Source organism: Arhodomonas sp. AD133 (genome assembly GCF_051195215.1).
Classification (GTDB): Bacteria; Pseudomonadota; Gammaproteobacteria; order Nitrococcales; family Nitrococcaceae; genus Arhodomonas.
The window spans coordinates 16112-28099 of record NZ_JBNAZM010000009.1; the positions used below are offsets into that span (position 1 = coordinate 16112).

The following is an 11988-nucleotide window of genomic DNA, read 5'->3' on the forward strand; positions in this document are numbered from 1 at the left end:
CATATGCACGCTTCGCCGACGGATTCCCGGACGGCCTGCGCGCAGGCGCCCGCACCGACACCCGACGTACACCGAGACAGCCACGGGCACCCAGCCATGAGCGAGAACAACCCCCTGATCCTGGTCGACGGCTCCTCCTATCTCTACCGTGCCTACCACGCTCTCCCGCCGCTGTCGACGAGCGCCGGCGAGCCAACCGGTGCGATCTACGGTGTGGTCAACATGCTGCGCAAGCTGCTGGAGGACTATCCCGGCAGCTCCATCGGCGTGGTTTTCGATGCCCCCGGCCGCACCTTCCGCGATGACCTGTTCGATGAATACAAGGCCAATCGTCCGCCCATGCCGGATGACCTTCGCAGCCAGCGCGGACCGCTCACCGAGATCGTCGAGGCCATGGGGCTGCCACTCATCGAGGTCGCGGGGGTGGAGGCCGACGACGTCATCGGTACGCTCGCGGTACAGGCCCATGCGGCGAGCCGCGAGCTGGTGGTCTCCACCGGCGACAAGGACATGGCGCAGCTCGTCAACGACCGGGTGACCTTGCTCAACACGATGTCCGGCACGGTGCTGGACGTGGAGGGCGTGCGCGAGAAGTTCGGCGTGGAGCCCGGCCAGATCGTCGACTACCTGGCGCTCGTGGGGGACACCTCGGACAACATCCCCGGTGTGCCCGGGGTGGGGCCGAAAACCGCGGTGGCGCTGCTCGGCCACTTCGGCGACCTGGAGGCGATGTACGCGCGTCTCGACGAGGTCGCGGAGGTCAAGGTGCGCGGCGCGAAGAGTCTGGGCAAGAAGCTCGAGTCGAACCGGGAGCAGGCGTTCCTGTCGCGGGACCTGGCCACCATTCGCTGTGACCTGGCGCTGGATGTCCGCCCTGACGGTATTCAGCGCGGTGAGCCCGATGTCGATCGGCTCGCACAGTTATACCGTCGCTACGAGTTCGGCCGATGGTTGGCAGAGCTTCAGGCGGACGATCCGGACGCTGGCAAGGCGGAGACCGAGCAGGTCGACGCGGCCTACGAGAGTGTGCGCGACGAGGCGGCGCTGACGCGCTGGATCGAGCGCCTGCAGGCGGCGCAGTGCTTCGCCTTCGATCTCGAGACCGACAGCCTTGAATACATGAACGCCAATATCGTGGGGCTGTCCTTCGCCGTGACCGTCGGCGAGGCGGCCTATGTGCCCGTGGCCCACACTGGCGAGGGGGCGGACGGGCAGCTCGACCGCGAAACTGTACTCGAACGCCTGCGCCCGCTGCTCGAGGACGACGCCCAGGCCAAGGTGGGGCAAAACCTCAAGTACGACATGTCGGTGCTCGCGCGTTACGGCATCACCCTGGCAGGGGTACGCTTCGACACCATGCTGGAGTCCTACTGTCTCGACTCCACCGCCACTCGCCACGACATGGACTCCCTCGCCCAGAAGTACCTCGGGCACAAGACCATCAAGTTCGAGGATGTGGCGGGCAAAGGTGCCAAGCAGCTCACTTTCGATCAGGTGGCGGTGGACACGGCCACGGAGTATGCCGCCGAGGACGCCGACATCACCTTGCGGCTGCACGAGACGCTGTGGCCACAGCTCGAGGCCCTGGCCGGGCCGGCGACGGTATTCCGGGACATCGAGATGCCGCTGCTGCCGGTGCTTTCGCGCATGGAGCGCACCGGCGTTCGGGTGGACCGCGATCTGCTCGCCCGTCAGAGCGGGGAGCTGGCCGAGCAGATGGATGCTATCGAGGCGCAGGCCTATTCTGCTGCCGACGGCGAGTTCAACCTGAGCTCTCCCAAGCAGATCCAGGAGATTCTTTTCGAGCGTCAGGGCCTGCCGGTGCTACAGAAGACGCCCAAGGGCCAGCCGTCGACGGCCGAGTCGGTGCTCGAGGAGCTCGCCGCCCGTGGCCATGAGCTACCGCGGCTGATTCTCGAACACCGTGGGCTCGCCAAGCTCAAGTCCACTTATACGGACAAGCTGCCGAAGCTCATCCACCCGCAAACCGGGCGCGTACATACTTCCTACCATCAGGCGGTGGCGGCCACGGGGCGGCTGTCGTCATCCGATCCCAACCTGCAGAATATCCCGGTGCGCAGCCCGGAAGGACGGCGCATCCGCCGTGCTTTCATCCCCCGCGAGGGCTGCCGGCTGATGGCGGCGGACTACTCGCAGGTCGAGCTGCGCATCATGGCGCACCTCTCCGGCGACGAGGGGCTGACCCGCGCCTTCGCCGCCGGCGAGGACATTCATCGCGCCACCGCCGCGGAAGTCTTCGGCAGCGCGCCGGAGAGTGTCACCGGTGAGCAGCGGCGCGCCGCCAAGGCCATCAACTTCGGCCTGATCTACGGCATGTCCGCCTATGGTCTCGCCCGCCAGCTCGGTATCGAACGCGGTGATGCCCAGGCGTACGTGGACCGCTATTTCGAGCGCTACCCCGGCGTGCACGAATTCATGGAACGCACCCGGCGCGAGGCGCGTGAGCGCGGCTACGTCGAGACCGTTTTCGGCCGCCGGCTGTACCTGCCCGAGATAAGCAGTCGCAACGCCCAGCGCCGCCAGTATGCGGAACGCACTGCCATCAACGCGCCCATGCAGGGTACCGCGGCGGACATCATCAAGCGGGCGATGATCCGTGTCGACGACTGGCTCGCGCGTGAGCACGACGACGTGTTCATGGTCATGCAGGTACACGATGAGCTGGTCTTCGAGGTTCCGGAGTCCGATGTGGAAACGATTGCCGAACGCGTCGCGGACTACATGCAGGCCGCGGCGGAGCTCGAGGTGCCGCTCGAGGTGGAAGTAGGTGTCGGCGAGAACTGGGAAGCCGCGCACTGAGCGTGCGAATCGCGGCGGTTTGTGGCGCGGTTCACAGGCGTTTTGAGGGGTGCCCGACGAGTGGTTGCGAATTCGTCGACGCCGGGACTGGAACCTTTTGCCATTTATGCTGTCATTATAGTTAGCGCCAGTGCCCGGCGCGGCCCGCTAGTCCCTCCTCTACAGGAAAGCGGGCCAACTCGACCCGGCCCTGCCCCCAAGGTCGGGTCGCTTGCCCCGGGGCGCCACCCCCCATGGCTCCCGGGGTTTTTTCTGTCCGCGGCCAGCGGCCGCGAGTTCAAAGTGTGAAGTTCAAAGCACAACGATGCCGATCGTGGTGGCGGTTGCCACTTTGAACTTTACACTTGCCGCTTTTCACTCAACTCCCAGCCACTCATCCAGCCGGGTAGGTCGGCTGCTCTTGGCAGCCGACTCTCCCCGCACGGGCTCCGCCCTCCGCGCCCCGCAGCCGACACTCCGGTGCCGGCATGTCGGCCAGCGCTTCGCGCTCGTCGCTCATGTAGCGCTTGCTACACCACGCTCCTCGCGCCTTGCGAGAACGCCCGACAGCCTCGCTGACACGTGGCATTACCTATGATCGGATTAGTAGCTTTCCGCTTGCTGCTTTTCGCTTTCCTCCAGCCACTCATCGAGCTGTCGGTGCAGCGCTTCGATGCCGTCGCCCTTGGCGGCGGAGAACAGCTGCGCGCTGGTCTGGGGGAAGTCGCGGTCGAGCTCGGAGCGCACGCGTTGCAGGGTGCTCATGCCGGGGCCGCGCTTGAGTTTGTCCGCCTTGGTCAGAAGCACGTGGGCGGGCAGGCCCGCCTGCACGCACCATTCGAGCATCTGCCGGTCGAAGTCGGTGAGCGGATGGCGCACGTCCATGATGATGACCAGTCCGCGCAGGCTCTCGCGGGCGGCGAGGTACTCGGGCAGCGCCCGCTGCCAGTGCGCGCGCATCTTCGCCGGCACCTTGGCGTAGCCATAGCCCGGCAGGTCGATGAGCCGGCGGCTCTCGTCCAGGGGAAAGACGTTGATCGCCTGGGTGCGGCCTGGTGTCTTGCTCGTGCGCGCCAGCGATTTCTGTCCGGTGAGGGCGTTGATCGCGCTCGATTTACCGGAGTTGGAGCGACCGGCGAAGGCGACTTCCGAGCCGGTATCCGGCGGCAGATGGCTAACGTCGGGCGCGCTCAGCAGGAAACGGGCCTTGTGGTAGAGCGGATTCATGTCGGTCGGCGCGGTGGTTAGGGTAGCCGGGAATTCTCCCAGATGGCGCGCCGGGAGGGCTAGTGCCCTGGAACACGAATTCGTTGTATTTCGGCGCGTCATGGCGCCGCTGTCGCAAGGCGGCAGCACCATGACGCGTCCGAAGGGAGAGCCCCGGTCTTGTCACGGCGGTGTTGCGCCTCCTCGCCGTAGCGCCGAGGGCGTGCATCCGTAACGCTTGCGGAACGACTGGGCGAAGTGGCTGGCGCTACTGAACCCGAACATGAAGGCGATGTCGGTAATGCTGAATCGATCCCTTCGGAGCTCCAACCTGGCTTGTTCCAGACGATACTCGCGGAGCCAGTCGAAGACCGTCTGCCCGTACAGGTGCCGAAAGCATCGGTTCAGCCGTGTATGGCTCATGCCCACATCGGCGGCGAGTGCCTCCAGCGACGGGGGCGTGACGAGGTCGCTGGCGAGCCGTTCGATCACGCAATGGACTTTTCTCCGGTCGCACTCGGACAGGCGTTGATGCTCGCGGTTGTCCCCCCGGGCGATCGGAGTAATCCAGCGGCCGAGCAGTTCCAGGCAGTGGCCTTCCGCCAAAAGCCTGTCCGCGGGCGAGTCCAGCGGGTTGTTCACCAGCCGCGAGATCCAGATTTGCGTCAATTCCCGGCGCCCCACTCGGACGGTGGTAAGTGCGGGGATGTCGTGTCCGCCGACAGCGGCTCCGAATGCCTGCCGGATTCGCCCGCTGGCATACTTGATCACCGCCATTTCGCTGTGCTCGCCAGCCGGCGTGCGCCGGATGAGGTGTGCGTCCGCCGTTTGCATGACCCATACGTCACCGGGCTCGACACGGTGGCGCACGGTGCTGTCCGCGAACGTGAATTCCGTGCGCCCGCGCAAGCCGAATACCAGCAGCGTCATGGGCTCGGGATATCGAATGGACGAATGGTAGGGGTGCCGGAACCAGCAGTTGCTTCGCGTGATGGAGATATCCGAGCAGATACGGCCGGTGACGAACTGTGTTTCCCCCTCCACGGCCGGCAGGCTTCGGCGGTGCCACCTGCCGATGGGCAGCGGCCGATAGGTGCTGAAATGCTCATCCAGGAGCAGGACGTTTCGCCGGTGACTGGTGGCGGCTGCGCGATTATCCATGCGCGTTCCTTGTTACAAATGAGAGTCATTTGCACAAAAAGATGCTAATGGTACCGCTTCTGCCGGTCAACAGCCGCCAGCGTTCCGTGGTTGGACCCCGGGCCGTTGCAAGCATGGTTACCTGCCCTGAAACCGCGATGTGTCAACAGGCTCTGGATGTGATGTTTTGAACTGCCCTCCTCAATGTGGCGCTGTGTCAGAGGGTTACGCCGTCCGCAACATGCCCCACGGAACGTTGGGGACGGGCAGGTCGAAACATCATCTCTAGCAGGCCGCTTCGGGTGTGATGTCTTGCGCTTGTTGCGCCGCCGCGGCGATTGCGTGGCGGCTCGCCATCGCGAGTGCCAGCACGCCCAGCATTGCCACGGTAAGGGCGAGCAGCATGCCGGGATAGCCGAAGCGGTCGAGGAGCATACCCGCCAACATCGGCACTGCCAGCCGACTCAGGGTGAACAGGCTCGCCTGGATGCCATAGTCCGCGGCTTGGAACCGCGGCCGCGTGAAGTACATCATCAGGCCGAAGGCCATTGCCGAGGTGGTGCCGGTCGCTGCCGCAACCAGTGCCGCGGCAGCCACGAGTGCCGTCGTTCCCGCGTCCACCCACGTTAGGGCGGTGAGCATGGCCAGGGCGGCGAGACCGAGACCGGCGAATGCCGGGGCCGCGCGGGTCACCCCCAACATCCGGGTCAAGCGTCCGCCACCCAGACTAGCGGCGGCGCCGACGGCACCGCCGCCGACACCGGCGATCCAGGCTACCGGGGTCACGCCGAGACCATGGTCGAGCAGCAGGGGCTTGAGATACAGCCAGGCCGCGCCGAGGAACGGGAAGCAGAAGACCAGCAGACACGTCCAGGGCCCTGCCGCAGTCTGACCGAAATAGCCGCGCAGTACCCGCGTAGCGCCGGCCGCCGGCCGGAACGGACCCGCCGATACCGGCTCACGAACCATGGCAAGCGACGCCGCGCCCGCGGCGAGGAAGGCCGCCATCAGGACAAAAGGCGCATGCCAGCCCCATTGGGCATGAAAGACCAGCATGACGCCGCCGCCGGCGATGGCGCCCAGGAACAGAACCGCCGAACGGATGCTTCCGGCGCGCAGGCGTTGCGATGCCGGAAGCGTTCTGATCGCCAGGGCGTTCAGTGGGATGTCTGCCCAGATTGCCAGCAGGCTCGCACCCAGCGCGAGCGCAAATAGCGTCCAGTGGCTGTCGAGCATCTCACGCGAGCCGATTATCATGAGTAGCAGGGCGAGAATCAGGCAGAGAACGATGGTCCACGCCTTGTAACCGGCGCCCTTGAATCTGAAACGTTCCACCGGCACCGCCAGCAGGAACTTGAACACGGCCGGCAGCCCGACGAGCTGGAAGATCCCGATCTCCGTGCCGGACCAGCCCTGCTGGCGCATGACGAGCGGCAACCCGAGCAGGAGATAGATGCTCGGCGTGGCCAGAGCGAAGTTGAGCCATCCGAAGACCGCGTGGTGTAGGCCGTATCCTTGGCGAGTCGTCATTCCGGCCCCGCCTTGGCGATCAGCACCTGGATGGGCGTCATGGGAAAACTGCTGACCTCGAACCCCCGGACGTGGGCGAACCCGGCCTCCTGCATGGCCGATGCAAGCTCCCCTTCGCGGGTGACATGGCAGCCGCGCATCAGCAGCGGCAGGTAGTACGGAAGCACGCGTGCCGCCGCGACGGCCGACTCCGGGATCTCCGCATGGGCGCTGACGAGTACGCCACCGGTGCGCAGGGCCCGGCGAATCTTCTCCAGCATTCCCCGGATATCCGGGACGAAATGCAACACCGACGAGCACCAGACGAAGTCGTAGCCATCGCCGATGCCGTCGGCGATGAGGTCGCCGCCGCGGACGGACAGGCGGGCGGTCAGGCGCGCGTGCTCGATGTTGTCACGTGCGACGGTCACGGGTTCGGGCAGATCGTAGATCACCCCGTGCAGTGCCGGGTTCGCCCGCGCCAGCTCGATGGCCACCAGGCCCGGGCCTCCGCCCAGGTCGAGAAAGCGTTGCGCGTCCCGGAGCTCGCCGGCACGCTCCAATACCGACACCGCTGCCCGGGCGGTCACGGCATATTGTTCCTGGCCGATTTGCGCTTGCGCCGCGGCCGCCCATGCCGATGCGTTTGCCGTTGCCGGCGCATCGCCCGTTCCCGTGGGCTCGCGGTGCAGGTGATCGCCAAGATGCTGCCCGAATCGCCGCAGCGACGACAGGCGAAATGCCCAGGCCCCGGCGCAGTATTCGGGGGCGTCTTTGACCAGGTAGCGGCGGGCGACGTCGGCGCTGCGGTACATCCAGGGGGTTGCGGCTCCGCGGCTGGTGCGCACGCGGGTCACCAGCTCCATGCTCCAGAGCAGCTCGAGCAGGTGCCCGGTGTTGGCCGGGTCCAGGTCGAGCCGTTGCGCCACCGCAGCGGCGCTAGCCGGTTGGGTGAGAGCCGTGAACAGATCCAGCTCCAACGCCGTTCGCAGGGCGTCAGCCTTGACCGAGCACAGCGCCAGATCCCAGTAGCGCTGCAGCGGGTGAGAGCTCTTGTAGTCCATGGCACCTCTGTCAGAAGTCATAGGTCACACGCAGCCCGACCTCGCGCGGCGGGCTGTAGATGGTCGCCATGCCGTTGAGGTACCCGACCGCGTCATATTCCCGGTCGGTGGCATTGCGGACGTAGGCGGTAAGGTCGAAGCGGTCGCCGACGTAGCCGCCGGCGAGATCGAGCAGGAGGTAGCCGTCGCGGTGGTTGTCGTTGGCCACGTCCAGGTAGGTCTCGCTCGCTCCGCTCAGCGTGGCGCGTGCGTACCACCCTCGCGGCGCGTCATAGCGGATGCCGAGGTGGCCGGTCAGGGTCGGGGCGAACGGATTGCGGTTGCCGGTGAAATCGTCGTCGCCGACGCGGAAGTGACGGAACCGCGTGCGATTGGCGCTGAGCGCCGTGCGGATCCGCCAACCGGCGCCGGCCAGGTAGTCAGCCTCGATCTCCGCCCCGGTGGAACGTGCCGAGGCGGCGTTGGTGATGAACACCTGCCCCGGCGCCGCCATCTGCTGCACCTGCATGTCCCGGACGTCCATGGTGTAGGCGGCGGCGGCATACCGCAGTCGGCCGTCCATCGCACGGCCACGCACGCCGAGCTCGTATGAGCGCACGGTTTCCGGGTCGTAGCCCGCGAACTCGGCGGCGGGTGCGAAGGCATTGAAGCCACCGGCCCGGTATCCTTTGGAAACGCTTACGTAGGCCCGGGCCTCGGTGCTCAGGGCATATTGCAGCGCGACCTTCGGCGAGAAGCGTGTCCAGTCCGCACTGCGGTCGTCGTCACCGGTGGGGGTGAGGGTGACTTCATTGCGCTCCAGGCGGGCGCCGGTTGCCAGCGTCCAGCGGCCCGTGACGGGAATGCTCCAGTGGCTGAACAGCGCCGCGGCGCTTGTGTCGACGTCGGCATCGGTGATGGTGCGGCCCATGGGGAGTTTCTGCACGAAGTGCAGATCGTTGCGTTGGCGGTCGCCGTACACGCCGGCCACACCTCGCGTGCTGCCGAGCGATCCCTCCAGGCGGAGCTCCTGGGAGAGGTTACGCAGGCGATAATCGCGCGCGATGTGTGTGCGGTTTCCGGGCATGAAGTCCGTGTCCTGCTGAACCCGGTCATGGAATGCGTTGCGCGCGGTGATCGAGCGCAGCCGCCAGCGCTCGCTCAACCGGCTGGCGATGTCCAGGGAGACGGTCTCGCCGGAAGACCGGTTCCAGCTCGGGGTTCCGGAGCGTACCGTCAGCCTCGGGGTATCCACCGCGCCCCAGCGCGATCCGCCGTCATCGAACGACTGGTGGGCATAGCGTGCGGTCACCTCGGTACGCCGCGTCGGCGTCCAGCGCAGGGCCAGCCGGCCATGACGGCGCTCGCGGTCGTCCTCGGTAGCACTCCGGTAGTCGTTGTCTATGAAGCCGTCCTGTTTCAGCCATGCGCCGGACGCGCTCGCGTAGAGGGTGTCGCCAACGATGGGCCCGTCGAGGAAAAAACGCAGCGACCGGCGCTTGCGGGAGCCCGCTTCGGCCGACACCGTGGCATTCGGCAGCTCGTCCGGCTGACGCGTGTGGATGCTCACCACCCCGGCTTCCGCGTTACGCCCGTACAGCGTGGACTGCGGACCCCGGAGCACTTCGACCCGTTCCACGCCCACCAGCGAGTCCGCGAAACCCTGGCCCATCAGGGTGGGGACGCCATCCACCAGCAACAGGGTGGAGGCAGAGAAGGCCATCGGGTCCGCGGAGAGCCCCCGCATGACGGGCGGGTTGAGTCCGGACTGGCCGCTCGGCTGGAAACCGAATCCCGGCACGCGCCGGGAAAGCGTCGAGAGATCGTCCACGCCATCGGCTTCCAGCTCGTAGCCATCGAGCACCGAGACGCTGGCGGGGACGTCTTCCAGCCGCTGCGGCTGCTTGTGGGCATCTACGGAGATTGCGGGCAGCTCTGTCTCGGCCATGGCGGGTGCGCCGGAGTTGGCGAGCAGCAGAAGGACGAGCCAGAGGCCACGGGGCTGGCTGCCGGTTGCGCCATTGCGGCTGTGTCGGTCTGATAGTGGTATTCGCGATTTTACGGCGCAAATACTATTGAGTATTAATTTTGCCATTATGACGTTCTGTAGGTCTCCGTACTCATCCGGGTTACCGCATGGCATGCCGCTTCGGTGTGTCTGTTTGGGCAGATGTCGACGCCGTTATCCCCGATCGGGGGCGATACCGGTCGCTCAGCAATCGTCGGGAGCGATGTGCCCGGCCAGAACGGCCAGTGTCGCCATGAGCAGGAAGCTGCCCCATGGCGACTCGACCGTCTCCAGAGTCTGCGGCTCCGTGCGATAACGACACCCTTGAAAGACGCCCCGGGTTTCGGGGGCGGTGGCGTTGCGGCACCCGGTGAAGAACGGGCTGTGAATGACACTGGCTATCTGTTTCTGGGCACGGTCGTGCCACCGGTCACTGTCCGGGGTGAGCTTGGCGACCAAGAGCATGGCGAGTGCGGCGATCACCGCCGCCGATGGATCGGGGGGCGCCGAGGGGGTATCCAGCCTGTCCGGCGGCAGTGCCGTCGGCCGCGACGCTGCCCAGAACCCGCCGATCCAGGAACCGCCCCGTGACGGAACCCAGCGGGTGCCGCCACCCCGTGCATATAGCGGAAAGGCGTTGCCGCACGCTTCATCGACGACATCCAGCCGACGGGCGAGCGCCCCGAGGGCATCGATGAGCTCGGGATTCGTCAGCCGCTGGCTGTTGCCGGGCCGGTAGCAGCTCGTCATTCGCGGCCCCTCGATGGCGCCATTGCCAGCCGTGCGTCGTGTCCGCGACGGGCCGCTTGCAACGCCAGTGCCAGGGCACAGCCGAACAGCAACACGCCGATCAGGGCGATCCAGGCCGCCGTGTATCCGCCCGGTGATGCCACGATTGCACCGTAGCCGGGTGGCCCGACCGCGAGTCCCGCGAAGAATGCCGCGGACACCAACCCGGATGTGGTGGCGACCGAGCCGAAGGAGGAGGTATCGCGAACCAGCATGCCCATGGCAATCGCGTTGGTTGCTACCGCGGTGAATCCAAGCCCTACGGCGCCGGTCCATAGTCGCCAATGGCTGGCGGGGCCTGCGAACAACGTCACCACGATGGCGAACGCCGCGAGCACGATCAGCGTGGCTAGCAGCGGCGACTCGTCACGTAGTCGCGCGCTCAAAGGTGTCAGCAGAATGCGCGAGAGGATGCCGGTCGCACCGAACACGGCCACCATCGATCCGGCCTGGGCGGGCGGCATGCCCTGATGTGTCGCAAACGAGGGCAGGAATGTCACGAATCCCGATAGCGCCACACCGACGCTGAACTGCACTGCAATTAGCAGACCCAGAAGCCGGTTCGGGCGTGCGAGACGGAAACCCACGCCACGCGGCGTGTGCTCGCCAGGTGTGAGCAACGGTGCGCAAACCGCCAACACTGCGGCGACAGGCGCTATCAGCCCGAACGCCGCACGCCAGCCGAACGCAGTGGCAATGCCCGGCAGTGCCAGCCCGGCGAACAAAGCGGCCACCTGGACTCCGGCCTGCTTCAGTCCAACGGCCGCGGCCTTTTTCGCCGGCGGTATCCGCTGGGCGATCAGCAGGTTCGTCACAGGGTTCGCCAGCGCCTGGGCTATGCCGCAGACAGCGACGGCCGCGATCAGCCCAGGGAAATGGGGTACCGTCGCGATCAGGCCGAATGCGGCGGCGATGGCACCGAAAAGGATGACGACGGAGCGACGTGATCCCGTGCGGTCGACAAAGGCGCCGGCCCATGGGGACAGCACGGCCGCCAGGCCGAAGGAGCTCATGACGAAGTAGCCGAGCAGTCCGGCCTCGATGCCGAGGTCCCGGGTAATGAACGGCCCCAGTGTGCTGACGGCGTAGAGCACCAGCATCGGCAGTGTCATGGCGGCCATCAGCACGACCCGCAGCGTAACGTGCGTAAGTGGGGACTGAAGACTCGGGACAGTGGTCGTGGCGTTCCCTGTTCCGGTCATCGGTCGATGCCTCGCAGCAGTCGGTCCGGTCTCGTCATTCGTGGTGTTCCTGGCGTTGATCGGGCGAGGGTGCGTCGAAATCGAACGTCCGGCCTTCGCGCCAGCGGTCGAGGATTCGGTGTCCCACCGCGCTGACGAGTGCCTCGTCGGTGCCATTCCATGATGCGCGTGGCGCGTGCCGTCCTGTAGATGCCGGACAGCGGCGTCAGCTCGCTGAGGCCTTCCGCGCCGAACACCTGGGTGGCCGAATCGCACGCCGTGTTGAGTGCCCGGGCCGCCGCCATCTTCGCCG

9 protein-coding genes are annotated in these 11988 nt (G+C 66.4%); 1 reads left to right on the plus strand and 8 read right to left on the minus strand.

Features of this window, described 5'->3' with window-relative positions; all coding sequences use genetic code 11:
• The first annotated feature begins 96 nt into the window (after window positions 1-96).
• The gene (gene polA / locus ACPEES_RS07560; protein WP_435102681.1) at window positions 97-2820 is read left to right on the plus strand and encodes a DNA polymerase I; all 2724 of its coding nucleotides are present in this window, start codon (window positions 97-99) and stop codon (window positions 2818-2820) included.
• A 582-nt stretch (window positions 2821-3402) separates the two neighbouring features.
• Here polA and yihA read toward each other — a convergent pair.
• From yihA to ACPEES_RS07600, 8 genes are all read right to left on the minus strand, one after another.
• Complete coding sequence (yihA, locus tag ACPEES_RS07565) at window positions 3403-4026, minus strand: ribosome biogenesis GTP-binding protein YihA/YsxC (protein ID WP_435102683.1); 624 nt, start codon at window positions 4024-4026, stop codon at window positions 3403-3405.
• A gap of 162 nt (window positions 4027-4188) precedes the next feature.
• Window positions 4189-5166: a helix-turn-helix transcriptional regulator gene (locus ACPEES_RS07570; RefSeq protein WP_435102685.1), complete on the minus strand. Its 978-nt coding sequence runs from the start codon at window positions 5164-5166 to the stop codon at window positions 4189-4191.
• Between the two features lie 264 nt (window positions 5167-5430).
• Window positions 5431-6675 carry an MFS transporter gene (locus ACPEES_RS07575; protein ID WP_435102687.1) on the minus strand — a complete coding sequence of 415 codons (1245 nt, stop codon included), beginning with the start codon at window positions 6673-6675 and terminating at the stop codon, window positions 5431-5433.
• Window positions 6672-7718, minus strand: a complete 1047-nt coding sequence (locus ACPEES_RS07580) for a methyltransferase (protein ID WP_435102689.1) — start codon at window positions 7716-7718, stop codon at window positions 6672-6674. The genes ACPEES_RS07575 and ACPEES_RS07580 overlap by 4 nt, the downstream gene beginning before the upstream one ends.
• 10 nt (window positions 7719-7728) lie before the next feature.
• Entirely contained in the window at window positions 7729-9645 is a 1917-nt protein-coding gene (locus ACPEES_RS07585; RefSeq protein WP_435102691.1) for a TonB-dependent receptor, read from the minus strand.
• Window positions 9646-9909: 264 nt separating this feature from the next.
• Window positions 9910-10455 (minus strand): hypothetical protein, encoded by a 546-nt coding sequence (locus ACPEES_RS07590; RefSeq protein ID WP_435102693.1) that lies wholly within the window; start codon window positions 10453-10455, stop codon window positions 9910-9912.
• A complete protein-coding gene (locus ACPEES_RS07595) occupies window positions 10452-11696 on the minus strand; it encodes an MFS transporter (protein WP_435102695.1) in 1245 nt (414 codons plus the stop codon). Before ACPEES_RS07595 ends, ACPEES_RS07590 begins: the two co-directional genes overlap by 4 nt.
• Window positions 11693-11980, minus strand: a complete 288-nt coding sequence (locus tag ACPEES_RS07600) for an acyl-CoA dehydrogenase family protein (protein WP_435102908.1) — start codon at window positions 11978-11980, stop codon at window positions 11693-11695. The genes ACPEES_RS07595 and ACPEES_RS07600 overlap by 4 nt, the downstream gene beginning before the upstream one ends.
• Window positions 11981-11988: the final 8 nt, after the last annotated feature.